This is a genomic window from Pseudomonas sp. KH_040 (assembly GCF_057839305.1).
In genome coordinates, this window is sequence record NZ_CM174487.1 from 1,960,200 (window position 1) to 1,984,645 (window position 24,446).

21 protein-coding genes and 4 tRNA genes are annotated in these 24,446 nt (G+C 58.9%); 15 read left to right on the forward strand and 10 right to left on the reverse strand.

Annotated features, from left to right (window positions below; genetic code table 11):
* Position 1: 1 nt before the first annotated feature.
* From AC3IUF_RS08825 to AC3IUF_RS08845, 5 genes are all read left to right on the forward strand, one after another.
* Positions 2–733 carry an adenosylcobinamide-GDP ribazoletransferase gene (locus AC3IUF_RS08825; RefSeq protein ID WP_414916983.1) on the forward strand — a complete coding sequence of 244 codons (732 nt, stop codon included), beginning with the start codon at positions 2–4 and terminating at the stop codon, positions 731–733.
* Positions 734–909: 176 nt separating this feature from the next.
* Positions 910–1,314, forward strand: a complete 405-nt coding sequence (locus tag AC3IUF_RS08830; protein WP_007919794.1) for a MarR family winged helix-turn-helix transcriptional regulator — start codon at positions 910–912, stop codon at positions 1,312–1,314.
* Between the two features lie 53 nt (positions 1,315–1,367).
* The gene (locus AC3IUF_RS08835; RefSeq protein WP_489280885.1) at positions 1,368–2,576 is read left to right on the forward strand and encodes an MFS transporter; all 1,209 of its coding nucleotides are present in this window, start codon (positions 1,368–1,370) and stop codon (positions 2,574–2,576) included.
* On the forward strand, positions 2,573–2,695 hold the full coding sequence (locus tag AC3IUF_RS08840; protein WP_256586225.1) for a hypothetical protein: 123 nt from the start codon (positions 2,573–2,575) through the stop codon (positions 2,693–2,695). The genes AC3IUF_RS08835 and AC3IUF_RS08840 overlap by 4 nt, the downstream gene beginning before the upstream one ends.
* Positions 2,696–2,749: 54 nt before the next feature.
* On the forward strand, positions 2,750–3,310 hold the full coding sequence (locus AC3IUF_RS08845) for a glutathione peroxidase (protein ID WP_007919788.1): 561 nt from the start codon (positions 2,750–2,752) through the stop codon (positions 3,308–3,310).
* 178 nt (positions 3,311–3,488) lie between these two features.
* Here the strand turns inward: AC3IUF_RS08845 and AC3IUF_RS08850 are convergent, their stop codons facing one another.
* The 3 genes from AC3IUF_RS08850 to AC3IUF_RS08860 form a co-directional block, all read right to left on the reverse strand.
* Positions 3,489–4,760, reverse strand: a complete 1,272-nt coding sequence (locus AC3IUF_RS08850) for an OmpP1/FadL family transporter (RefSeq protein WP_007919786.1) — start codon at positions 4,758–4,760, stop codon at positions 3,489–3,491.
* 146 nt (positions 4,761–4,906) lie between these two features.
* Positions 4,907–5,389 (reverse strand): hypothetical protein, encoded by a 483-nt coding sequence (locus AC3IUF_RS08855; RefSeq protein WP_489280886.1) that lies wholly within the window; start codon positions 5,387–5,389, stop codon positions 4,907–4,909.
* A 274-nt stretch (positions 5,390–5,663) separates the two neighbouring features.
* The gene (locus AC3IUF_RS08860) at positions 5,664–5,888 is read right to left on the reverse strand and encodes a hypothetical protein (protein WP_003214941.1); all 225 of its coding nucleotides are present in this window, start codon (positions 5,886–5,888) and stop codon (positions 5,664–5,666) included.
* 963 nt (positions 5,889–6,851) lie between these two features.
* On the opposite strand from AC3IUF_RS08860, the gene AC3IUF_RS08865 reads away from it, so the two are divergent.
* Positions 6,852–7,175 carry an SEL1-like repeat protein gene (locus tag AC3IUF_RS08865; RefSeq protein ID WP_007919780.1) on the forward strand — a complete coding sequence of 108 codons (324 nt, stop codon included), beginning with the start codon at positions 6,852–6,854 and terminating at the stop codon, positions 7,173–7,175.
* Between the two features lie 175 nt (positions 7,176–7,350).
* Positions 7,351–8,715, forward strand: a complete 1,365-nt coding sequence (locus AC3IUF_RS08870) for a DNA recombination protein RmuC (RefSeq protein WP_177321054.1) — start codon at positions 7,351–7,353, stop codon at positions 8,713–8,715.
* Between the two features lie 88 nt (positions 8,716–8,803).
* On the opposite strand, the gene AC3IUF_RS08875 is transcribed toward AC3IUF_RS08870, so the two are convergent.
* Positions 8,804–12,274: a hybrid sensor histidine kinase/response regulator gene (locus AC3IUF_RS08875; protein WP_489280887.1), complete on the reverse strand. Its 3,471-nt coding sequence runs from the start codon at positions 12,272–12,274 to the stop codon at positions 8,804–8,806.
* Positions 12,275–12,532: 258 nt separating this feature from the next.
* Positions 12,533–13,075: a TetR/AcrR family transcriptional regulator gene (locus tag AC3IUF_RS08880; protein ID WP_095114103.1), complete on the reverse strand. Its 543-nt coding sequence runs from the start codon at positions 13,073–13,075 to the stop codon at positions 12,533–12,535.
* Between the two features lie 91 nt (positions 13,076–13,166).
* Between AC3IUF_RS08880 and AC3IUF_RS08885 the strand changes: the two genes are divergently transcribed.
* The 4 genes from AC3IUF_RS08885 to AC3IUF_RS08900 all read left to right on the forward strand — a co-directional run bounded on the left by AC3IUF_RS08885 (position 13,167) and on the right by AC3IUF_RS08900 (position 17,948).
* Positions 13,167–14,354: an MFS transporter gene (locus AC3IUF_RS08885; protein WP_489280888.1), complete on the forward strand. Its 1,188-nt coding sequence runs from the start codon at positions 13,167–13,169 to the stop codon at positions 14,352–14,354.
* A gap of 51 nt (positions 14,355–14,405) precedes the next feature.
* The gene (locus tag AC3IUF_RS08890) at positions 14,406–14,717 is read left to right on the forward strand and encodes a cupin domain-containing protein (RefSeq protein ID WP_095114101.1); all 312 of its coding nucleotides are present in this window, start codon (positions 14,406–14,408) and stop codon (positions 14,715–14,717) included.
* A 105-nt stretch (positions 14,718–14,822) separates the two neighbouring features.
* Positions 14,823–15,974, forward strand: a complete 1,152-nt coding sequence (locus AC3IUF_RS08895; RefSeq protein WP_123374681.1) for a TDT family transporter — start codon at positions 14,823–14,825, stop codon at positions 15,972–15,974.
* A 99-nt stretch (positions 15,975–16,073) separates the two neighbouring features.
* Complete coding sequence (locus AC3IUF_RS08900) at positions 16,074–17,948, forward strand: MFS transporter (protein ID WP_095114099.1); 1,875 nt, start codon at positions 16,074–16,076, stop codon at positions 17,946–17,948.
* 112 nt (positions 17,949–18,060) lie between these two features.
* Here AC3IUF_RS08900 and sugE read toward each other — a convergent pair whose 3' ends face one another.
* From sugE to rdgC, 3 genes are all read right to left on the reverse strand, one after another.
* Positions 18,061–18,375 carry a quaternary ammonium compound efflux SMR transporter SugE gene (gene sugE, locus AC3IUF_RS08905; RefSeq protein WP_489280889.1) on the reverse strand — a complete coding sequence of 105 codons (315 nt, stop codon included), beginning with the start codon at positions 18,373–18,375 and terminating at the stop codon, positions 18,061–18,063.
* A gap of 119 nt (positions 18,376–18,494) precedes the next feature.
* The gene (locus AC3IUF_RS08910; protein ID WP_489280890.1) at positions 18,495–19,460 is read right to left on the reverse strand and encodes a bile acid:sodium symporter family protein; all 966 of its coding nucleotides are present in this window, start codon (positions 19,458–19,460) and stop codon (positions 18,495–18,497) included.
* Between the two features lie 151 nt (positions 19,461–19,611).
* Positions 19,612–20,532 carry a recombination-associated protein RdgC gene (gene rdgC / locus AC3IUF_RS08915; RefSeq protein ID WP_007919763.1) on the reverse strand — a complete coding sequence of 307 codons (921 nt, stop codon included), beginning with the start codon at positions 20,530–20,532 and terminating at the stop codon, positions 19,612–19,614.
* Between the two features lie 159 nt (positions 20,533–20,691).
* Between rdgC and AC3IUF_RS08920 the strand changes: the two genes are divergently transcribed.
* The 4 genes from AC3IUF_RS08920 (at position 20,692) to AC3IUF_RS08935 (ending at position 21,226) form a co-directional block, all read left to right on the forward strand.
* Positions 20,692–20,767 (forward strand) — tRNA-Val (locus tag AC3IUF_RS08920).
* A 19-nt stretch (positions 20,768–20,786) separates the two neighbouring features.
* Positions 20,787–20,863: transfer RNA gene (locus AC3IUF_RS08925), tRNA-Asp, on the forward strand.
* Between the two features lie 191 nt (positions 20,864–21,054).
* Positions 21,055–21,130 (forward strand) — tRNA-Val (locus AC3IUF_RS08930).
* A 19-nt stretch (positions 21,131–21,149) separates the two neighbouring features.
* Positions 21,150–21,226: transfer RNA gene (locus tag AC3IUF_RS08935), tRNA-Asp, on the forward strand.
* Between the two features lie 113 nt (positions 21,227–21,339).
* Here the strand turns inward: AC3IUF_RS08935 and AC3IUF_RS08940 are convergent.
* Together AC3IUF_RS08940 and AC3IUF_RS08945 are read right to left on the reverse strand one after the other, a co-directional pair.
* A complete protein-coding gene (locus AC3IUF_RS08940; RefSeq protein ID WP_489280891.1) occupies positions 21,340–22,506 on the reverse strand; it encodes a catalase family protein in 1,167 nt (388 codons plus the stop codon).
* The gene (locus AC3IUF_RS08945) at positions 22,503–24,311 is read right to left on the reverse strand and encodes a di-heme-cytochrome C peroxidase (RefSeq protein ID WP_007919752.1); all 1,809 of its coding nucleotides are present in this window, start codon (positions 24,309–24,311) and stop codon (positions 22,503–22,505) included. The genes AC3IUF_RS08940 and AC3IUF_RS08945 overlap by 4 nt, the downstream gene beginning before the upstream one ends.
* Positions 24,312–24,446: the final 135 nt, after the last annotated feature.

A 24,446-nucleotide genomic window follows, 5' to 3' on the forward strand; every position in this document is an offset into this window, starting at 1 on the left:
CATGTTGCCGCTGTGGATCGCCCTGCAATTTCTCAGTAGCCTGCCGATTCGTTTGCCGGGGATGCCTGAGCCGGAACAGCTTGGGCGATCGCTGCTGTTTTATCCGCTGGTGGGGCTGTTGTTCGGGCTGATCCTGTGGGCGCTGAATCTTGCCTTGAGCGGCGCGCCGTTGCTGCTGCATGCGGCGTTGCTGCTGACGGCGTGGGTGGTGCTCAGCGGCGCACTTCACCTGGATGGTCTGGCCGACAGCGCCGATGCCTGGCTCGGCGGTTTTGGTGATCGCGAGCGTACGCTGACGATCATGAAAGACCCGCGCAGCGGGCCGATTGCGGTGGTCACGCTGGTGTTGGTGTTGTTGCTCAAGTTTGCTGCGCTGCTGGCGCTGATCGAACAGCAGCAAGGTCTGGCACTGATCATCGTGCCGTTGCTCGGGCGTGCGGCGTTGCTCGGGTTGTTTCTGACCACGCCCTATGTGCGTGCGGGCGGATTGGGACAGGCGTTGGCGGATCATCTGCCGCGCAAGGCCGGTTGGTGGGTGCTGGGCTTGAGTGCTCTGGGCTGCGTGTTTATCGCCAGGTTTGGCGCTGTTGTTGCGTTGGTGATTTCGGTCGTTGTGTTTGTCTGGCTGCGGCAGGTGATGATGCGGCGGTTGGGCGGGACGACAGGCGATACGGCGGGGGCGTTGCTGGAATTGCTGGAGATGGTGGTGCTGGTCGGATTGGTTTTGGTCTAAGAGATTATTGCTGGATGGGCTGGACCCATCGCGAGCAGGCTCACTCCTACAATTTGAAATGCATTCCCCTGTAGGAGTGAGCCTGCTCGCGATAGCGGTGTGTCAGGCGCCACAAATGTCATGGGTAAACTCATCTGTAACTTGATTTAACACAGTCGCGGGTATATACACGCATCATGCTTCCTTCTCAGTGTTTGTGCACCAACCTGCGTCGCGCCGCTCGTGGCGTCAGCAGGCATTACGACGGCGCTCTCGACGGCTTCGGGATCAACGTTGCCCAGTATTCTTTGCTGTGCAACCTGCAGCGTCTGGATCAACCGAGCATCTCGGAACTCGCCGAGGCGATGGGGCTGGATCGCAGCACCCTCGGGCGCAATCTGCGGGTGCTGGAAGGCGAGGGGCTGGTGGCGCTGGCCGAAGGCGAGGACATGCGCAACCGCATCGTCAAGCTCACCGAAACCGGCGTACAACGCCTGGCAGCGGCACTGCCGGCCTGGGAAGCGGCGCAGCAGCGGTTGATCGACCGACTGGGCGCCGAGAAGCGTGAAACCTTGCTCAGATTGCTGGATGAACTGGCCTGAGGCTGGTTTTTTCCAAACTCAAGCGGGTATATACCCGCAAGCGGAGAACAATAATGACATCGATGTGGCGTACGTGCGGTTGGGTGTTGGTCGGGAGTGCGCTGATCCTGGCGTTGTCATTGGGCGTGCGGCATGGTTTCGGCTTGTTCCTGTCACCGATGAGTGCGCAGTTCGGTTGGGGGCGTGAAGTGTTCGCCTTTGCCATTGCCTTGCAGAATCTGATCTGGGGCCTGGCACAACCGTTTACCGGCGCACTGGCTGACCGTTTCGGCGCGGCAAAAGTGGTGCTGGTCGGTGGGATCCTCTACGCGGCGGGCCTGGTGTGCATGGGCCTGTCTGATTCGGCGGTGACGCTGTCACTGAGTGCCGGTCTGCTGATCGGTATCGGTCTTTCGGGCACTTCGTTTTCGGTCATTCTTGGTGTCGTGGGTCGTGCTGTGCCGCCAGAGAAACGCAGCATGGGCATGGGTATCGCCAGCGCCGCCGGTTCTTTCGGCCAGTTCGCCATGTTGCCGGGCACGCTGGGCCTGATCGGCTGGCTCGGCTGGTCGGCCGCGCTGCTGGTGCTGGGCCTGCTGGTAGCGCTGATCGTGCCGCTGGTGAGCATGCTCAAGGACAAGCCGCTGCCGGTGCTTGGCCATGAGCAAACCTTGTCCGAGGCCCTGCGCGAAGCCTGTTCGCATTCGGGTTTCTGGTTGTTGGCGTTCGGCTTTTTTGTCTGCGGTTTTCAGGTGGTGTTCATCGGTGTGCACTTGCCTGCGTATCTGGTCGATCAGCATCTGCCCGCCAGTGTCGGCACCACGGTGCTGGCGCTGATCGGGCTGTTCAATATTTTCGGCACTTACACTGCCGGCTGGCTGGGCGGGCGCATGTCCAAACCCCGTCTGCTGACAGCGTTGTACCTGTTGCGCGCGGTGGTGATTGTGCTGTTTCTGTGGCTGCCGGTGACGACCATGTCAGCGTACCTGTTTGGCATGGCCATGGGCTTCTTGTGGCTGTCGACGGTGCCGTTGACCAACGGTACGGTGGCGACCTTGTTTGGTGTGCGAAACCTGTCCATGCTCGGCGGCATCGTGTTCCTGTTCCATCAGCTCGGCTCGTTTCTCGGCGGCTGGCTGGGCGGGGTGGTGTATGACCGAACCGGGAGTTATGACTTGATCTGGCAAGTGGCGATTCTCTTGAGTCTGCTGGCGGCGGCGCTGAACTGGCCGGTGCGCGAGCGTCCGGTCGCACGTCTGCAAGCCGCTGCGAGCGCCGTATGAGTCAACTCTGGTCACGAATCGTCATCACCGCACTCGGCGCCGCATTGCTGGCGCTGGTGTGGTGGGGCTGGCATCAGGGTGGTCTGGCGTTGATGCAGTTGGGCATGAGCATTTGCTAGAAACAGGCATGACGAGTAACGTCAAACTCTGACGACTGCTCAAGGATGCTCGACATGCTGATGCGCTGGTGTGCTGTTCCCGCGTTGCTGATGGCGTTGACTGGTCTGGCCCAGGCCGCCGACTGTCCCGAATTGCTGCAAGGCTCGCTGCCCAAACTGCGAGCCAAGGAATCCATCGATCTGTGCAAGCAGTACGCCGACAAACCGTTGGTGGTGGTCAACACCGCAAGCTTCTGCGGTTTCGCGCCGCAGTTCGAAGGCCTTGAGGCGCTGCATAAGCGCTACGAAGGGCAAGGGCTGGAAATGCTCGGCGTGCCTTCCAATGACTTCAAGCAGGAGTCAAAGGACAGCGCCGAGACCGCCAAGGTCTGTTACGCCAATTACGGCGTGACGTTCGCCATGACCGAGCCGCAGAAGGTTCGTGGTGATGATGCTACACATCTGTTCCAGGTGCTGGCCGCACAGAGCAGCGCACCGAAGTGGAATTTCTACAAGTATGTGGTCGATCGCCAGGGCAAGGTGATCGCCAATTTCTCCAGCCTGACCAAGCCCGATGATCCGGAGTTTATCGCCGCGATCGAAAAGGCGATTGCCTCGAAACCCTTGAAGCCCTGATCTGTAGGAGCTGCGGCACGCTGCGATCTTTGATTTTAAAAAAACAGATCAAAAGATCGCAGCCTCGTTGCACTCGACAGCTCCTACGGGTCGCACAAATTTCAGGCATAAAAAAGCCCCGCCTCTGCAAAGAGAGCGGGGCTTTTTGTGGGCGAGGGATTAGCCTCGCCGCGCAGCATCAGAAGCGGTAGGTCGCGCCGACACCGAAACCGTTTGCCGAGTTTTCATACTTCGAGTTGTAGCTCTGGCCACGATCGTTCTGGTTGCGGATGTTGACCGACTCTTCCTTCAGGTACGAGTAGGCCACGTCGATGGTCAGATCTTCGGTCGGGCTCCAGCCGGCACCGATGCTGAAGATCGTCCGGTCGCCGGTAGGAATGCGTGGCGAGCGGTCGACGTTGTTGGTCGGCGACTGGTCGAAAGTCAGACCGGTACGCAGTACCCATTCCTTGTTCAGCTGGTACGACGTACCCACGGCGTAAGCCCAGGAGTCGTGCCAGTTCTGGTCTTCGGTGATCTCGCCGAACTGACCGGCCAGCAGCGGCTGCACACCGGAGTTCTTGACGGTGATTTTCTCCAGCTGGCTCCAGCGGGTCCAGGTAGTACCGGCATAAACGTTCCAGCGATCGTTGATCGCCTGGGTTACCGAGAGGTCGACCGATTCAGGGGTAGTGATCTTCAGCGAAGCGTCGTACTTCTGGTTGGCGCCCACACCGACCAGGGCCAGTGCGCCGTAGTTGACCTTGGTGTCGCCTTCGAGCTTGTAGTCGACTTTCGAGTGGTACGTCAGACCGACGCGAGTGCTGTCGGTGGCTTGTACCAGCAGGCCGACGTTGTAGCCCAGTGCGGTGTCGTCACCCTTGATCTTGACCTTGCCGTCCGGCAGGGCTTGAGTGATCGACAGGTTGGACTCCAGCGAGCCGTCAATGCGGTTGATGGTTGGACCGAAACCGATCGATACCTTATCGTTGAAGGCGTAGCTGACGGTTGGCTGGAAGGTGATCACTTGTACTTCGGACTTGCTGCCGAAGTAACGGCCGGCAAAGCCTTTTTCGTAGTCGGTAATCAGGCCGAATGGCACGTACACGCCAAGGCCGAATGCCCAATGATCATCGATCGGTTTGACGTAGAAGCCCATAGGTACTGAGGTGAAGGGCACCATGTCGCCTTTGTTGCTGCCGCCGTTAGGGCTGGAGCTGGCATCGCTGATATCGGTTTTTGCATCGAGGAATGCAACGCCGCCAGTGACTTGTTCGCGCTTGAGGCGCGACATGCCGGCAGGGTTGCCATAAACAGTGCTTGCGTCGTCGGCAGAAGAAGATCGCCCAGCGTAACCAGTGCCCATCCCGCTGATGCTGTGTTCGTTGATGGCAAAGCCAGCTGCGAAGATCTGGGTGGATGCCATGGTAACGGCGAGGCTAAGGGTGGTTTTGAGCATGACTTTTTTCATTATTAGAACTCCTGGTGATCACCGGGGCGAAAATTACCAACATTTTCGCCCCAGCGCTATAGTCCGTATGCCTTGAGTTAGAGCGGTTTTGTAGGACAATCCGACCAGATTCGCGACCTGTTGGCAGATCTTTTGAAACCCGGCGGTCAGCAAGCGACCTGATTCACCGTTGAAACACAGGTGTGCCAGGCATAAGTGAAGTCGCGCAGACGACCTTGGGGTTGAAAGGTCTGGCGCCAGATACGCGCCATCCCCAGCAAATCTTTGGAATCGGGGAGAGTGGGGTTTTGTTCTTCTACCAGCAGCCAGGCAATCGCTGTGGCGTAACGCAGATTGACCGTAAGTTCCAGGTGGGGGCCGCTGAGGAAAGCGTGTTGACTGGCGAGGCCGCGCACCAGGCTCGCGCGTTCCGGGTCGAGCGCCAGATAATCATCCCAGAGGGCCTGATGGCGATGCTCGGCGATGCGGTAGAGGCCGTGCCCACGGCGGTCATGCAGGGCGGAACCCAGGGCTGACTGGCTGGCGGCGATGCCCAGCAGCAGAGATTCGGCAGTCGCGCTGTGACGTCCCAGGTAGATCAGCGTAGGACGGATCACGTAGCGGCACAGTTCGCTGGCAGCGATACCCATAAAACCCTCGGTTCTTGTTATTAATGGCGAGTCCTGAAGGGGGGCTTGGCAGCTGTGGATCGGTTCAGGCTCGCCGCAAGCGGATCACGCCGCTTGAGTTGAAGTGTAGTGTCATATTCGCGACGTAAAGGCCTGTTTTTAAAATATTTCCCGCTGCGGGGAATATTCGTTATATCCGATGGTGCTTAGCCGCTGAGGGGTAAAAGCGAAACATCGGGCAATAAAAAGCCCCGCATTTTGTGCGGGGCTTTTGCTTTTGCAGCCTTTTCGGCTTTCAGGCAACCAGTGCCTGACGGGTACGATCGATCACGGCCTGCAGCGGTTCAGCGCTGGAGTACTGATCGGGGTACAGACGCTCGCTGTGGCGGGCGATACCGTGTTCGTTGACCAGTGTGAAGCTGAAGCAGCCTTTGCGAGCGGCCATGATCAGGCAGTTCATTGGTGCAAAAGCGTTGGTTAGGGTGCGAATGGCATCCTGAGTATGGATTTGAGTAGACATAGTTATTAGGTGTTCCTACAAATGACACGGATAAGAACCGTGCAACGTTAAAACGTTCCAGTAACGTCGACCACCATTGGTCAAACGAAGAACCCGACTGGAACAAAGCAGCCAGTTTGAAGCGCTGATAAGTTGGCGCGCTTGGGCTGGCAGGTAGGTACTTAGGAGGGCAGGCATCACAACGAGGGCAAAGGTTCTGGGCCCGGGGTGAAGATCCTGATCAATTTGCAGGTTGGTTCGGTCAGAGTAAGTGTTCTTCGCAACACCCTTCGCATCATTCGAAGGCAGTGTCGTCGCAAGATTTACCTGGAAACCATCGAGGGGTCGTTCCCGCTTTTTCGGTAGGGCTTCTTGGTAGAAGGCTGACCGTGGGGATGTGTTCGACCGGAATTGACTTTCAGCTTGGTACTAACGCCGCGGATATTAACGGATCGAAACGGGTAAAGCAAACTTCGTGTAGAAAAACATCGCAGCCACAGCTTGAGGCCGCTTGGCGTGTTTGCTCAAATGCCCGGAATTGGCGCATTGATTGACCGTCGGTCGGTGAAGATATTTTCATCGAGGCGCGCGCCAGACTGGTTTATCCCCCCCACTGATCGCCAAAACGACCCGAAAAAGCGCAGCGATATAACCAGGTAACAGGTACTTGTGCACATTAGTTGCGCAGGCTGTAACGGCGCTGTCATACCAATCCTGACCCCGATGGCTGCCTGCAACGAAAGTTTAAGTCAATGAAAAACATCGCTTTTTTTTGTTGGTGAAAAAATCGTCAGTTTGACTGCGAGCCCCATTCCATAAGGCTTTGCGAGGGTTGGAGGGCGGTTGTCCACTGAGTTATCCACAGCTTCTGTGGATTGTCCCGAGCGCTTGCTCTAGGACGGGCGTGCCGGGTTGTTTTTCGACTTTACCTGTAAGAAAAAGAGAGTAGAGTGGCGCGCCTTCCGATTCGTCCCACAGTGCTTTATGAAGTTTCGCTCAGTATCAGACTCTGTTACCTCACAGCCTTCTCCTGTTACCCCGCCCAAGCGATTTTCCGTTCGCGTTGCCGAATGGCTGCTCGACAGCCCGCGCCTGAGCGACAGTCACAATGCAAAACACCTCGCTGGCCGCCTGCTCAAACAACCGGCGCGTGATGGCGTGGTGGTTGCGCAAAGCCGTCTCGGCCAATTGATGTGCCGCGAATGCGGTAACGCACGGGACCGTCGCATCGGTCAGGATCTGTTGCGCCAGGCTGCTCGCGCCGGCGACCGTCGTGCGCAGCAGGAACTCGGTCTGCTCGAAGACTGAGCTGTCCAAGACCTGACACCTTGGTTAACCTTCAGGCTTTATAAGATCGGCGGGAGTGGCTATGGCTATGGACTTGACCAGCGTATTGCTGGGGCTTGCAGCAGCGGGATTGCCACTGCTGGCGCTGGCCTGGCAACTGCAACGCCGGGCGAGCAATGGGCAGGCCGAGGTGGCTCTGCTCGAAGAACGTCTGGCCATGGCGCAACTGGCACAGGACGGGCTCAACGCGCAGCTCGACGCCAGTCGCGATGAGATCGCCGATCTCGGTCAGGCCAATGCCGCCAAGCAAGCTGAACTGGCGGCTCTGCGCCGGGAAGTCGAACTGCTGCAGATCGAACGCGACGACGCTCGCGATGCCTCCCACGCCTGGAACCTCGAACGTGCGAACAAGGAAGCAGAACTGCGCCGCCTCGATGCACAGGCCGCCTCACTGAACGCCGAACTGCGCGAACAGCAGGAAAGTCATCAGCAACGCCTCAGCGACCTGCAAGGTTCGCGCGATGAACTGCGGGCGCAGTTTGCCGAACTGGCCGGGAAGATCTTCGATGAGCGCGAGCAGCGTTTTGCCGAGACTAGTCAGCAACGGCTCGGACAGTTGCTCGATCCGCTCAAGGAGCGCATTCAATCCTTCGAAAAACGTGTGGAAGAAAGCTATCAGGCCGAGGCCCGCGAGCGCTTCTCGCTGGCCAAGGAACTGGAGCGCTTGCAGGCGCTCAATCTGCGTCTGAGCGACGAAGCCACCAACCTGACCCGTGCCCTCAAAGGCCAGAAAACCCAAGGCAACTGGGGCGAGCTGATTCTTGAGCGTGTGCTCGAACACGCCGGTCTGGAAAAGGGCCGCGAGTACCAGACCCAGGTCAACCTCAAAGGCCCGGACGGCGAGCGCTTCCAGCCTGACGTGATCATTTACCTGCCGGGCGACAAGCAAGTGGTGGTGGACTCCAAGGTGAGTCTTACCGCGTATCAGCAATACGTGGCTGCCGACGACGACACCCTCGGGCAGATCGCGATCAAGCAGCACGTCCTGTCGTTGCGCAATCACGTCAAAGGCCTGGCCGGCAAGGATTACAAACGTCTGGAAGGCCTGCACAGCCTCGACTTCGTTTTACTGTTCGTGCCGATAGAAGCTGCGTTTTCGGCGGCGTTGCAGGCTGAGCCATCACTGTTTCAGGAAGCCTTCGACCGCAACATTGTCATCGTCAGTCCGACCACGTTGCTGGCAACGTTGCGCGTGATCGACAGTCTGTGGAAGCAGGAGCGCCAAAGTCAGAACGCCCGGGAAATCGCCGAGCGCGCCGGGTGGCTGTACGACAAGTTCGTGCTGTTTATTCAGGATCTCGATGAGGTCGGCAATCGACTGCAACAGCTGGATAAAGCCTACAGCTCAGCGCGTAACAAGCTGACAGAAGGGCGCGGCAATCTGGTCAGTCGCAGTGAACAGCTCAAGTTGCTCGGTGCACGGGCGAGCAAGAGTTTGCCGGCGGATTTGCTGGAGCGGGCGATGACCGACGTCGATGGTCTCGTCGAACTCCCTGAATAAAGATCAAAAGATCGCAGCCTCCGGCAGCTCCTACATTGGTACGGCGTACATCCTGTAGGAGCTGCCGAAGGCTGCGATCTTTTTGCTTCTATAGCGGCAAATACCGACTCAACAACGCCCGCAACGCCGCCGGCTTCACCGGTTTGGCCAGATAATCCAGCCCCGCCGCATGCACCTGCGCAACCATCTCCGGTCGCCCGTCAGCACTGATCACCACCCCCGGCACCGGCTCGCCCAACGTGGTGCGCAACCACGCCATCAACTCGGTGCCGGTATCCCCGTGATCGAGGTGATAGTCGACCAGCGCGACTTGCGGTCGCACGCCGTCGTTCAACAACGCCGCGCATTCCTCACGATTACGCGCCGTCCATACCTGACAGCCCCAGCGGCTCAATAAGCTGTTCATGCCGATCAGAATGCTGTCTTCGTTGTCGATGCACAGCACCTGCGCGCCGCTCAGCAACTTGCCGTTCAATTCCACGGCGGCGCTGACCGGCACGGCTTGGGAGCGGGCCAGCGGCACGCGGACACTGAACACACTGCCGCGCCCCGGCCACGAGCGCACACGCAAGGTGTGGCCGAGTACACGGCACAAGCCATCGGCAATTGCCAAACCCAGCCCGAGGCCTTTTTCAGCGCGGGTCTGATGACTGTCGAGGCGTTTGAATTCCTCGAAAATCACCTGCTGTTTATCTTCAGGAATCCCCGGCCCGCGATCCCACACTTCCAGGCACAGTTCGCCGCCGCGTCGACGCACCCCGAGCAGCACCGGGCCCTTGGCATAGCGGAAAGCGTTGGTGAGGAAATTCTGCAGAATCCTGCGCAGCAATTTGATGTCGCTGTCGATGCGCAGATGACTGCCGCGCACACGGAAGGTCAGACCTTGTTCCTGTGCCAGTGCCTTGAATTCGGCACCGAGAGTGTCGAACAGCTCATTGACCGCAAACGGCTTGCGATCCGGGTTGATCTTGCCGTTTTCCAGTCGGGAAATATCCAGTAGATCGCTGATCAGATCCTCGGCCGAGCGCAGCGAACTGTCGAGGTGCTGCACCAGTTTCTGTGCCTCGCCGCTCAAGCCGTCGTCCTGATGGGAGAGGGCGGCAGAGAACAGCCGGGCGGCGTTCAGCGGTTGCATCAAGTCATGGCTGACTGCCGCGAGAAAACGGGTTTTCGACTGATTGGCGGCTTCGGCGGTGCCCTTGGCTTCGGTCAGCGCGACGTTGAGTTGCGACAGTTCCTGGGTACGTTCGCTGACCCGTTGCTCCAATCCTTCATTGGCTTCGGTCAGCGCCTGTTCGGCTTCGCGGAATGCGGTGATGTCAGTGAAACTCATGACGAAGCCGCCGCCCGGCATCGGGTTGCCGATCAACTCGATCACCCGGCCGTTGGGGAACAGCCGCTCAGACGTATGCGCGCGGCCCTGGCGCATCCAGTGCAAACGACGAGCAACGTGGACTTCCGCTTCACCGGGGCCGCACAAACCGCGCTCGGCGTTGTAGCGAATAATGTCGGCAATCGGTCGGCCGACACTGATCAAGCCGTCCGGGTAGTTGAACAGCTCCAGATAACGCCGGTTCCACGCCACCAGTTTCAGCGACTGATCGACGACGCTGATGCCCTGGGTAATGTTCTCGATTGCACCCTGCAACAGGGCGCGGTTGAACTGTAGGACCTCCGAAGCTTCATCGGCGATTCGGACTACATCCTCCAGTTGCATTTCCCGACCTTCGATGGCGGCTTTTACCACCGCGCGGGTCGAGGACGCGCCAAGCACACCGGCCAGCAAACGCTCGGTATGGGCGATCCACTCGCCGTCGGCATTTTGGTTCGGGTTGAAGCCTTTGCCTTGACGGTAAGCGAAACGAATAAAGCTCTGCCGCGCACGTTCCTCACCGACGAAACGCGCGGCCAATTGCAGCAAATCGTCAATCTGCACCGCCAGCATCGAGCGTGCACTCGGCCGTGCACTGATCTCCTGTCCGATGAAACGCCCGGCCTGCCAGTGCTCCGACACGCGCGTGCGGGATAACACCGAGACCCAGGCAAACAAGGTGAAGTTACCGGCCAGTGACAGCACGACGCCTTGGGTCAGCGGGGTAATCGGCAGGTTCAGCGGATTGCTGTGCAGCCAAGCCAGCCCCGGAAAACTGCTCAGTGACCAACCGAGACTGTGCGCGGCAATCGGCAGGATCAACGTGTAGAACCACAGGAAAGTACCGGCGGCCAGGCCTGCGAAAACACCGCGGCGGTTGGCCTGTTTCCAGTACAGCGCGCCGAGCATCGCGGGTGCCAGTTGGGTGACCGCGGCAAAGGCAATCTGGCCGATGGTCGCCAGGCTCGCGGTCGAACCGAGCAAGCGATAGCTGACGTACGCCAGCAGCAGAATCACTACGATGCTCACGCGGCGCACCGAGAGCATCCACTGGCGGAACACTTCGAACGGGCGCTCGGCGTTATTTCTGCGCAGCAACCACGGCAATAGCATGTCGTTGGAGACCATGGTCGACAGCGCCACACTGGCGACAATCACCATGCCGGTCGCCGCTGACGCGCCGCCGATAAACGCCAGCATCGCCAGCGCCGGGTGCGCCTGAGCCAGTGGCAGGCTAATCACGAAGGAGTCGGGCAAGACGTCACTTGGCAGCATCATCTGACCGGCTAAAGCGATCGGGACTACAAACAAAGCAGCCAATGCGAGGTACGCTGGAAACACCCATTTGGCCAGGCGCAGATCCTGCGGATCAATGTTCTCCACCACCGTCACATGGAACTGCCGGGGCAGGCAGATGATTGCCATCATCGCCACGCCGGTTTGCACCACCATCGATGGCCAGTTGATGGTTTCTTTCCAGTATTCCTCGAGGCGTGGGGCGAGCATGGCTTGGTTGAACAGGTCTTCGAAACCGTCATACAGGCCATAAGTGACGAAGGCGCCGACGGCGAGAAACGCGAACAGTTTGACCAGCGATTCGAAGGCAATCGCCAGCACCATGCCACGGTGGTGTTCGGTGGCATCGAGGTTGCGCGTGCCGAAGACGATGGTGAACAGCGCCAGCACCAGCGACACGATCAGCGCGGTGTCCTGGGCGCGGGTACCCATGGCGTCGGCACCGGCGCCGATCAGCAGGTTCACGCCGAGGACAATGCCCTTGAGTTGCAGGGCGATATAAGGAAGGACGCCGACCAGGCAGATCAGCGCAACGACCACCGCCAGCGATTGCGATTTGCCGTAACGCGCGGCGATAAAGTCAGCGATGGAGGTGATGTTCTCCTGTTTGCTGATCATCACCATTTTTTGCAGGACCCACGGCGCGCCCACCAACAGCAGGATCGGCCCGAGGTAAATCGGCAGGAATGACCACAGTTGTTCCGCCGCCTGACCGACTGCGCCGAAGAACGTCCAACTGGTGCAGTAAACCGCCAGCGACAGGCTGTACACCCAGGCACGCATGCGCGGCGGCAACGGTGCGCTGCGGCGGTCGCCGTAGAAGGCGATGGCGAACATGATGGCCATATAGGCCAGGGCGACGGCGGCGATCAGCCCGGTGGACAGCGACATGCAACACTCCCGACAAATGACTCCCCGGCACTCCTGCCCGGGCGGACAGTCTCGCATGCGCGGGGCGGTTAGTCAGTGTCGACCAAGGTCGTGGCGTGGCGGGGTGTCGCAGGTTTGAATGGAGGCGTTGTGCGTTGACATTGCCAGGCATCGAACCCTGTAGGAGCTGTCGAGTGAAACGAGGCTGCGATCTTTTGATCTTTCAAAATCAAGATCAAAAGATCGCAGCGTGCCGCAGCTCCTACATGAATATCGGTGTCAGTCCTGACGCAGCGCAATATCAATCAACCGATGCAACTCATCCACCTCCAGCGCCGCCGCCGAAAACAGAATGCGGAACACCACCGGCGCGACCACCAGATTGATCAGCCGATCGACACTCGGTGCCACTTCATCCGGATGCCGCTCGATGATCGTCTGCAACTGCGCGCCGATGATCGTCACGCAATACCCCGGCGTCGCGCTCGCTTGCACGTCACGCATCATGTTGCGCCCAGGCTCGGAGCTCATCTCGTCGAGATACTGCTCGGCCCACGCGCGGATATCGCTGCGCAAGCTGCCGGTTTGCGCCGGCTCGCTGTCCGGGCGCATGCGGGCGAGGGCGACGTCTGCCAGCAACGCCGACAGATCACCCCAACGCCGGTAAATCGTCGACGGCGTCACCCCGGCGCGCGCGGCAATTTGCGGGACGGTCACGGTCGAGCGCTCCTGTTCTTGCAGGAGCGCTCGAACTGCCGAATGAATTGCATCTTGCACCCGGGCACTGCGGCCGCCGGGGCGTAAACCTTCTTTAATAGCCATGCGGCAGACCTTAACACAAAGAATTTGCTTTAAGCGCGAGGCAGTAGCACACTCCGCAAAAGCAAAAAATTAGCTTTTGCGGAGTGTGCCCATGACCAGCCTTGCTAACAACCGATCCAGCCTGTGCTTTCTGGCGATGACTTTACTGAGTTTTCTCGCCGCCTCCACGGCGCCGACGCCGTTGTATCACCTCTATCAGGATCAACTGCACTTTTCGGCAGCCGTCCTGACCCTGATTTTCGGCGTCTACGCCCTCAGCCTGTTGGCGGCGCTATTAACAGTCGGCTCGCTGTCCGATCACCTCGGACGCAAACCGGTGATCTTCACCGCTGTGGTGCTCAACGCGTTGGCGATGCTGCTGTTTATCTACGCCGACAGTGTGACTTGGCTGATCGGTGCGCGCGTTCTGCAAGGTTTTGCTACCGGCATGGCCACCGCCGTTTTAAGCGCGACGTTGCTCGACACCGACCGTCAGCAAGGACCGTTGATCAACAGTGTGGCGCCGTTGCTTGGCATGGCATTGGGCGGTATGGGCTGCGGTTTGCTGGCCGAATTTGCGCCGGCGCCGTTGCAACTGAGCTATTGGCTGCTGCTCGCACTGTTTGTATTGCAGGGCATTTATGTCTGGCGCTTACCGGAAAGCGTCACTCCGCTAGCGGGGGCTTGGGCCTCGTTGCGGCCGACATTGCACGTGCCGATTCAAGCGCGGGCCACCTTGTGGCGCGTGTTGCCGCTGAATACGGCAACGTGGGCGCTCGGCGGTTTCTACGCCTCGTTGGCACCGTCATTGGTGCGCACCGCCACCGCTTCGACGTCCAATCTGATCGGCGGCGCAACCGTGGCCGCCCTGACAGTGACCGGTGCATTGATGATTTTCACCCTGCGCAATCGTCCCGCCGCACGGGCATTGCAGCTAGGCGCGAGCCTGCTGCCGATTGGTCTGGTGTTGATTCTGCTGGGTGTGCACAGCGCCAGTCTGTCGCTGTTTTTCCTTGGCACGCTGGTGGCCGGTTGCGGCTTCGGTGCAGGATTTCTCGGTGCGGTGCGCAGCCTCGTGCCGCTGGCCTTGGCCCATGAGCGCGCGGGGTTGATGGCCGCGTATTACGTGCTCAGTTATCTGGCGTTCTGCCTGCCGGCGTTGCTCGCCGGGCACTTGTCGCGCAGCTACGGATTGCTGGCGACCACCGATGGTTACGGGGCGATTTTGATCGTGTTGGCTGTCGCCGCGTTGTTGCTCAGCCTGCGTCCTGCGCCAGCCAAAGTGTGCCGCGCTCCATAATCACTGCGGTTTCGGTTAGCCTTGGCGCGCCTTCTTCTCACGGATTGACTCATGAAGATTATTCGCAGCAAAACCTTCACCGCCGAGCGCGCCTGGGGTGCGCTGGACATCGCCAACATGAACGGCATCACCACGCGTCTGCACTGGACCGATCAGCCGTACAAATGGCACATCAACGACGGCGAGGAAGTGTTTGTGGTGCTGGATGGGCAAGTGCTGATGCATTACCGCGAACTGGGCGAAGAAAAACAGGTGCAGTTGGATGTCGGTGACATCTTCTATGCGAGCGTCGGCACCGAGCACGTCGCCCATCCGCAAGGCTCTGCGCGGATTCTGGTGATTGAGAGCGAGGGCAGCGTCTGAACGCTTATTGGTAAAACAGATAACAGTTAGAGATATTACCCGTTATATAGATATTCGATTCGGTTCTACCATGGACTCAACCTCACCGGAGGACAGGAGTTCATGATGATTTGCCCCAATAGCGCCAAACCCGGCATCAAGCCGTTCAGCCAGCTTCAGCATCCACGCGAAGTAATCCGTCAGTTCACCCCGAACTGGTTCGCTGCCACCATGGGCACCGGTGTGCTGGCGTTGGCGCTGGCGCAATTGCCTTTGGCCATTCCAGGCCTGCACGCCATCGCCGAAGGTTTGTGGTTGTTCAACATTCTGTTGTTCAGCCTGTTTACCGCTGCCTACGCCGCCCGCTGGGTTCTGTTCTTCGATGAGGCACGGCGGATTTTCGGCCATTCCACGGTATCGATGTTCTTCGGCACCATTCCCATGGGTCTCGCGACGATCATCAACGGATTTCTGCTGTTCGGCCTGCCGCGCTGGGGCGACGGTGTGATTCATCTTGCCGAAGTGCTGTGGTGGATTGATGTGGCCATGTCACTGGCTTGCGGCGTGTTGATTCCGTACATGATGTTTACCCGTCAGGAACACAGCATCGACCAGATGACCGCCGTTTGGCTGTTGCCGGTCGTCGCAGCCGAAGTGGCAGCGGCCAGCGGTGGTTTGCTCGCGCCGCATCTCACCGATGCCCACTCGCAACTGGTGGTACTGACGACAAGCTACGTGCTCTGGGCTTTTTCCCTGCCGGTAGCGTTCAGCATTCTGACGATTCTGCTGCTGCGCATGGCCCTGCATAAACTGCCACACGAAAACATGGCCGCTTCGAGCTGGCTGGCCCTCGGTCCGATCGGTACCGGTGCGCTGGGCATGTTGCTGCTCGGCGCTGATGCGCCAGCGATCTTCGCGGCCAACGGTCTGCCGGGCATGGGTGAAATCGCCTCGGGTCTGGGACTTATTGCCGGCATTACCCTGTGGGGTTTCGGGCTGTGGTGGATGCTGATGGCGCTGCTGATCACCGTGCGGTATTTGCGTGACGGCATCCCGTTCAACCTTGGCTGGTGGGGATTCACCTTTCCGTTGGGCGTGTATTCGCTGGCAACCCTGAAACTGGCGAGCACCCTGAACCTGACGTTTTTCAGCGTCGTCGGCACGCTGTTGGTGATGTTGCTGGCGGTGATGTGGCTGATCGTCGGTAAACGCACCGTGCAGGGCGCCTGGCGTGGCGAGCTGTTTGTCTCGCCGTGCATCGCAGGTTTGAAGAAATAACCTGAAAAGTTTAGGTAAGGTGTGGCCTGGATCGCGCTTCGAGAATCCAATAAGCAGTACCCAGGCCTCTCTACCTTAAACATCAGGGAAACACGGAAGATGAGTCACCCCTCACAGTTCAACCTGCTGCGCACCCGGCGCTTCTTGCCGTTCTTCATCACGCAGTCGCTCGGCGCGTTTAACGACAACGTGTTCAAACAGTCGCTGATCCTCGCCATTCTCTATCGGCTGACCATCGAGGGTGACCGTTCGATCTGGGTCAACCTGTGTGCGTTGCTGTTTATCCTGCCGTTTTTCCTGTTCTCGGCACTGGCCGGGCAGTTTGGCGAAAAGTTCGCCAAGGACGCGCTGATTCGTCTGATCAAACTCGCGGAAATCGCGATCATGGCCGTAGGATCGGTCGGTTTCCTCTTCGATCATTTGTCGCTGATGCTGGTGGCGCTATTCGCCATGGGCACGCATTCGGCGCTGTTCGGGCCGGTGAAGTATTCGATCCTGCCGCAAGCGCTGCGCGAGGATGAACTGGTTGGCGGCAACGGCCTGGTGGAGATGGGCACGTTTCTGGCGATTCTCGCCGGGACGATTGGCGCCGGGGTCATCATGTCTTCGAGTCACTATGCGCCGTTGGTGTCCTGCGCGATCGTCGGGATTGCCGTGCTAGGCTATCTGGCCAGCCGCAGCATTCCCCGTGCAGCGGCGTCCTCCCCGGAAATGCGCCTGAACTGGAACATCTTCAGCCAGTCGTGGGCGACATTGAAACTCGGTCTGGGCCAGACTCCGGCGGTGTCACGCTCGATTGTCGGCAACTCGTGGTTCTGGTTTGTCGGGGCGATTTACCTGACGCAGATTCCGGCTTACGCCAAGGAATGGATGCACGGCGATGAAACCGTTGTAACGCTGATTCTCACGGTGTTCTCGGTCGGTATCGCGCTCGGCTCGATGCTCTGCGAGAAACTGTCCGGGCGCAAAGTCGAGATTGGCTTGGTGCCGTTCGGCTCGTTTGGTCTGACCGTGTTCGGTTTGCTGTTGTGGTGGCACTCCGGCGGAATTCCCGACAGCGTCACCGGCCACAGCTGGATTGAGGTGCTGGGCTTCGTGCACACCTGGGCGGTGTTGGTCGATATTCTCGGCCTCGGCATCTTCGGTGGTTTCTACATCGTGCCGCTGTATGCCTTGATCCAGTCACGTACCGCTGAAAACGAGCGCGCGCGGGTGATTGCCGCCAACAACATTCTCAACGCGTTGTTTATGGTGGTATCAGCCATCGTCTCGATCGTGCTGCTGAGCGTGGCCAAGCTGTCGATCCCGCAGTTGTTCCTCGTGGTGTCGCTGCTGAATATCGGCGTCAACGCCTACATCTTCAAGATCGTCCCCGAGTTCAGCATGCGTTTCATGATCTGGCTACTCAGCCATTCCATGTACCGCGTCGAGCACCGCAACCTTGAAGCAATTCCCGATGAAGGCGCGGCATTGCTGGTGTGCAACCACGTTTCGTTCGTTGATGCGTTGCTGATTGGCGGCGCGGTGCGTCGGCCGATTCGCTTTGTCATGTACTACAAGATCTACAACTTGCCGGTGCTGAACTTTATCTTCCGCACAGCGGGAACAATTCCGATTGCCGGACGTAATGAAGACATCCAGATTTACGAAAAGGCCTTCACGCGCATTGCTCAATATCTGAAGGAGGGTGAGTTGGTGTGCATCTTCCCGGAAGGCAAGTTGACTGCCGATGGCGAGATGAACGAATTCCGCGGTGGGCTGACGCGGATTATCGAGGAGACGCCGGTGCCGGTGATTCCGTTGGCGTTGCAGGGGTTGTGGGGGAGTTTCTTCAGTCGCGATCCGAATAAAGGTGTGTTTCGGCGGTTGTGGTCGCGGGTGACGTTGGTGGCGGGTGCGCCGGTGGGCGTGGATGCTGCTGAGCCGGCGCAGTTGCAAGTGTTGGTGGGGGAGTTGCGCGGGGCCGTCAGATAGTCGGCGATTTTAAGGGCCTCTTCGCGAGCAGGCTCGCTCCCACAGTTGATCGTATTCCTCTGACGGAACGCGGTTGAATGTGGGAGCGAGCCTGCTCGAAAGCGCTAGTGGCTTAAGCGCTGACCTTGAGGCCAATCAACCCGGTAATGATCAACGCTGCGCTGGCCAGCCGAATCAACGCCATCGACTCGCCAAACAGAATGATCCCGGCAATCACCGTGCCCACGGCACCGACACCGGTCCAGATCGCATAGGCCGTGCCCAGCGGCAATTCCTTCATCGCGAGGCCAAGCAGGCCAAGGCTGATGGCCATGGCCGCAACGGTCAGAACGGTGGGCAGCGGGCGGGTGAAGCCGTCGGTGTATTTCAGGCCGACGGCCCAGCCGACTTCGAACAGGCCGGCGAAAAACAGAATGATCCAGGACATGCAAGACCTCCATCGATAGACGGGGTCGTCCCCAGATTAATAACTCGATCGAGCCGCAGGGTCGTCCCCGCGTTGCGCGCTAGTTTGACTAGCATTAACCCGGGGATCAAGTTTCGAGGTCAGTCAGCCGCTTGCTGCGCCAGGGTCTCGCGATCTTCCTTTTCACTCATGCGCCGGAAGTAAGTCGACAGCAGCGCGCCGGAAATATTGTGCCAAACGCTGAACAACGCGCTCGGCACCGCCGCCAATGGCGAAAAATGCGCACTGGCCAATGCAGCGCCCAATCCCGAATTCTGCATACCCACCTCCAGCGCCAGCGACTTACGCTGGGCCAGCGGCAGCTTGAACAGGCGCCCGGTGAAGTAGCCCAGCAAATAACCGAAGCTGTTGTGCAGCATGACCACGGCCATGATCAACAGGCCGGACTCGGCGATCTTTGCCTGACTGGCCGCCACCACGGCGGTCACGATAATGACGATGCTGACCACCGACACCAGCGGCAACACATCGACGGCGTGACGAACCTTGTCGCCAAGCAAACGCTGGGCAACCACGCCAAGAATGATCGGTAGCAACACCACTTGCAGGATCGACCAGAACAGCTCCATGAACGACACCGGCAACCACGCCGAAGCCAGCAGCCAGATCAGCGCCGGGGTCAGCAGTGGGGCGAGGAGGGTGGTGACGGCGGCGATGGCCACCGACAACGCCAGATCGCCGCGAGCCAGCCAAGTCATGACGTTGGACGAAGTGCCGCTCGGGCAGCAACCGACCAGAATTACTCCGACGGCAATTTCCGGCGGCAGGTGGAACACTTGGCAGAGCAACCACGCCACACCGGGCATGATCACGAAATGCGCGACTACGCCCAGCGCCACGCGCCACGGATGGCGGGCGACGGCAGCGAAGTCGTCAAGTTTGAAGGTCAGGCCCATGCCGAACATCACCAGGCCCAGCAACGGTACGATCGCGCCTTTGAGGCCGAGGAACCACGCCGGTTGCAGGAACGCAATCACCGCGAAAATCAGAACCCAGTAAGCGAAGGTATTGCCGACAAAGCGGCTGAGTGCAGCCAGTGCGCGCATGGCTTGATCCTTATTATGTGAAGGCGTTAGGAAGCTAAGCATACGTCGCCAGCAAAAAGATCGCAGCCTCCGGCAGTTCCTACAGAAAAACACGTCTTCTGTAGGAGCTGCCGAAGGCTGCGATCTTTTACGCGTTCACACAAAAAACCGATCAGATCCCCTGCGGAGTCTCTTCCCCACCCAACGCTTCCACCAGCGCCGGCAGGAAATCGCCAAAGGTCAGCATCATCAGCGTGAAGCTGGCATCCAGTTGCCCCAGCGCTTCATCGCCACCGTCCTGCTCCGCCTGATCCTGCAACAGATCTTCGAACTTCAGACGTTTGACAGTCATCTTGTCATCGAGCATGAACGACAGCTTGTCCTGCCAGGCCAGCGACAGCTGCGTAACCACTTTGCCAGTGCTCAGGTGCAGCTGGATTTCTTCGCTGGTCAGGTCCTGACGCTTGCAACGGACGATGCCGCCGTCTTCGTGGGTGTCGCGCAGCTCGCATTCGTCCAGCACATAGAAGTCGTCGGCAGCTTTCTGCGTGGTGACCCATTCGGTCATGGTCGCGGTAGGCGACATTTTTACCGTCAGCGGACGGACGGGCAGGGTGCCGATCACTTCACGCAGGGTCGACAGCAGGTCTTCGGCACGTTTCGGGCTGGCCGAGTTGACCAGGATCAGACCCTGTTTCGGCGCGATGGCGGCGAAGGTCGACGAGCGACGGATAAAGGCGCGCGGCAGGAACGCCTGGATGATTTCATCCTTGATCTGGTCGCGTTCCTTCTTATAGACCTTGCGCATCTGCTCGGCTTCGATCTCTTCGACCTTTTCCTTGACCGCGTCACGCACGACGCTGCCCGGCAGAATGCGTTCTTCTTTACGGGCGGAAATCAGCAGGAAGTCACCGCTGACGTGCACCAATGGAGCATCTTCGCCTTTGCCGAACGGCGCGACGAAACCGTAGGTGGTCAACTCCTGGCTTGCACATGGACGCGCCAGTTTGGTGGCCAGTGCAGTTTCCAGCGCCTCGGCATCGACAGGCAGGTCTTGGGTCAGGCGATAGATAAGCAGGTTTTTGAACCACATGGGGTGAGTCTCTCCTTTATACAAAGGGGGGCATTATTGTCTTCGCCGTCTCATAGGCCAACCCTTCTCTAAGCCTTTGGAAGGCCTGAGAAAATTATTTAAAAAAGTGCTTGCCAGAGGTTGGGTCGCTCCGTAGAATGCGCGCCACACCGAAGCGAAGGGTGATTAGCTCAGCTGGGAGAGCGTCTGCCTTACAAGCAGAATGTCGGCGGTTCGATCCCGTCATCACCCACCATTCGTTTCAAGTGTTTAGCGCAGCGGTAGTTCAGTCGGTTAGAATACCGGCCTGTCACGCCGGGGGTCGCGGGTTCGAGTCCCGTCCGCTGCGCCATATTCGGTAACCTGGACCACTGAACGCCAGGTCACCACGGAAAAACCCGCCAAGGCGGGTTTTTTTCTGCTCCAAGGTTGTACCCGCGGGATGTGTCGTTTTACCGGTTTTCGGATTTATTTGAAAAAAACTTCAATTAAATCAACACTTTACGAAAACTTGTGGCATAATGCGTCCCGTAACGAAGCGAAGGGTGATTAGCTCAGCTGGGAGAGCGTCTGCCTTACAAGCAGAATGTCGGCGGTTCGATCCCGTCATCACCCACCATTCGTTTCAAGCGTTTCGCGCAGCGGTAGTTCAGTCGGTTAGAATACCGGCCTGTCACGCCGGGGGTCGCGGGTTCGAGTCCCGTCCGCTGCGCCATATTCGGAATCTGGAACACTGAACGCCAGATTCCACAGAAAGCCCGCCTAGTGCGGGCTTTTTGCTGTCCCGGATTTGTTGATTTCAAGTTTCCACGGTGTCATGACACCGTGCTACTGCGCAGCATTTTGGCTGTGTCGATAGTCGCTCACTGCCTCATATACCGTTTTACGCAAGCGGTTGATCCCGCCAATCGGCCGATGCGCCTCAAGCCCGAACCACGGATTAAACGAAAGGTTGTCACACGCCAGATTTAGCGCCGGGGTATCGAAATCCTGCGGCGGCAGGGTAATCCGCGCGACCGTTTCAAAGAGTGAGTCCTGCTCGCGCCATTCGATGCTGGTGTCTTCGATCGGCATGTACTTGTTGGCATCCTGGCGCTGGATCTGCAGTACGAAACAGGCTGGTATCCGGTCCGTCGACAACTGCTGAGTCAAAGCGCTGCGCAGGAAGTTCGGCAGGTCGTGGTTCTGTTTGGGCAGTGTATAGGCAGGGCAACTGTCCGGATCGGGTGCAACACGAAACTTTGCATTGGCTTCCCCGAACTTGTAGGGCGAAACCGAAAAGTATGTCGTCGCTGTCGGGCTGTCCGGTGGCGGCGATAGCGTTGCCAAGGCAATAAACAAATGGCGGATCTGCCAGCTGCGCGGATCCCAGCCGGGGAAAAACGCCATGACCTTTTTGCCGTCAGCCTGCGCCGCCACATTCTGACGGTACTCGGCGACATCGCTGACAAAAAAGTTCGGGTGGCTGAACATCACGAAATCCTGCTCAGGCTGTGACTGGCGATTGCCAAGCAGCTGTTTTCCCGATACGTCCAGCAGTTTGATCGCCATGCCCCGCGCGTCGCGGAGGCTGTCGAACTGTGGGTAGGCATTGCCATTGGACAGGCGAATCATCGCTTGCCAGGTTTTGCCGGGCTCACTGAACACGCCTTGTCGCAGCGACTGCGCGAGTTGCGGCAACACCTGCACCTGAGCTTTTACACAACCATGAGCCTTGGCATGGGCGTCGCGCAGATACCGTGTGCTTTCTCGATGTTGATCGACGATGCGTACGGCGGTCTGGACCACGTCCTGGGTCATCGCCGCTTCGCCGGTGGGAATCTGCTCCTGCGCCGACACCGGGCCACGGTGTTGCCAGGCAAACCAGACCGTAGCGATGGCCCAGCCGAGCAAGCCGATGACAAGCGCTATCAACAGAACCTTGCCTAGCAAACGACCCAGCCACAACCAGATTCTGGCCAGCAGCGACTGTTCTTTCTTGAAGGTTGAGATCATGGCAGTTGCGCCTCCAGTGGGCCGCCGAGGACTTTCAGGTACTCAAGAAGCGCCCAGCGTTCTTCGGGCTGCAATAGCCGGCCAATCACGCCGTTGCCACGTTCGCCGGCGCGGAACTCATGGCCGCTGTTGTGGTTGCCGGTGATCCGCGTATCGAACAGGAAGCCATTGGTAAACGCTTCGGTGCGATACCCCAGATGTCGCGGATCGTATTCAAAGGTGCCTTTGAAGAAGGTTGTGGCGCGCTCATCCTGCGGCGACAGCAACTGATAGATGTTCGGTACCGATCCGTTGTGCAGGAACGGAGCGGTGGCCCAGATACCGGCCAGCGGGCGGGCCTTGTAAGCGACTTTTTCGCGAACGCCGATCGGCAGGCCAAAGCCGTCCATGCGTGGTTTTTCCTGCGGCGTGACGTTGGCTTCGCGATAGGCGCGGTCTTCGACGAAAGCGGTGACGTAAGCCAAGCCCTTGGCCACCGATAACTGGCTCAAGTCCAGTGGCTCCTTGGGTGTCGGATGCAGCTTGACGTCCATTTTTTCCAGTTCTTTCAGATCCCACTGCAGGGCTGTCAGGTCGAAACGGTGGTTGGCGATATTGTCGGCAGCGGTCGGGTCGGTGCCGATGACACTGGCCGGCAGCATGTGCAAATGCTGCACCCAGCGCTCACCTTCCTGAGTCTGGCGCGGTACGTGACAACCGGCGCAGTTCTCGACAAATAGCGTGCGGCCCTTGGCTGCCAAGGGTTTGTCGATGGCGCCAAACAGATCCTCTGGCCAGGCTGGCGGCTTGAGTCTTTGCAGGGTTTCTTCGATTTTGTGCAGATCACGCACGCGCACGCTGGAGGCATAGCGTGCTTCGCCTTGCAGCGGCTGGCCGTTGGCATCGAAAAAATTCAGGGTGGCGCCGACGCCTAACGCTTCACCGATATTGCGCGCCATTGGTTGCTGCGCCGAGCCGTTCCACTGCACCCAATCGAACGTCCACATGTCCCAGAGCTGCGGGTAATCCACCGGAGCATTGGCCACGCGGTAGTTGGCGGGGGAAATCGCATCGCCAAACGTCGCATTGGCAATGCGTCCGAAAGCATCGGCGCGGCCGGGACCTTCTTCGGTCGGGTAGAGGCCGCGATGGGTATCGTTCCAGGCGACTTTGAGGAAAGTATTCAGTGAGGTTTTGAAGTCTTTGCGCAATTGCTCGTGACGCGTGTCGTATTCGTCGCCCAGCACGATTCTGGCAAAACGTTCGAATTTCCATGGGTTGTAGTAAGTCGCGGTCAGACTTGCCACCAATGCCTGTCCGAAACTGCCACCACGCAAAGTAGGAACACTGGAAGGCAACACATGTTGCGCGGTGCCCCCGTCAATTCGCACGGCCTGGCCGTTGATGCGCAATTCGCCGGTGTGGCAAGCGGCGCAAGTAATGTCCAGATATTGCTCAGAGCTGCCGGGATTCTGATGGCGGGCAAAACCGACGGGGAGGTTGCCGGGGTTGTTCGCCGTGGCTTTGTGCTGCGGATCAATCAGAAACCCGAAGCGCGCGAGGTAATCGGAGGACGCGAAACGCTGTTCAGAAAAAGGCAGCTCCAAGGCCTGGAACCACTCGTAGCGAAGGCCTTTGACCTGCGTACCCTGAGGCGTGAAATAGTAGGTTTGCCGGTCTTCGTCACTCCACTGATCGAGGTAATGCACCTGCTCGGCGGGGGTGTAGAAGGGCAATTTCGGGTTGGCGACGTAATACAGGACCACGGCAAGAACCAGTCCCAGCAGCACGACGATCAGGGTCAGCACACGGAATAAGAGGCGCAAGATAAACATCCTTGTCGATTTGTTCCGCTGTTATGCCTGAGCACGCCCCCATGCGGCAAGTGGCCATTACGCCAGATGATGCGAGAAGGAACGACGCTGATTGTCGGGACAAGATGACAGAAGCTTCATCGTCGC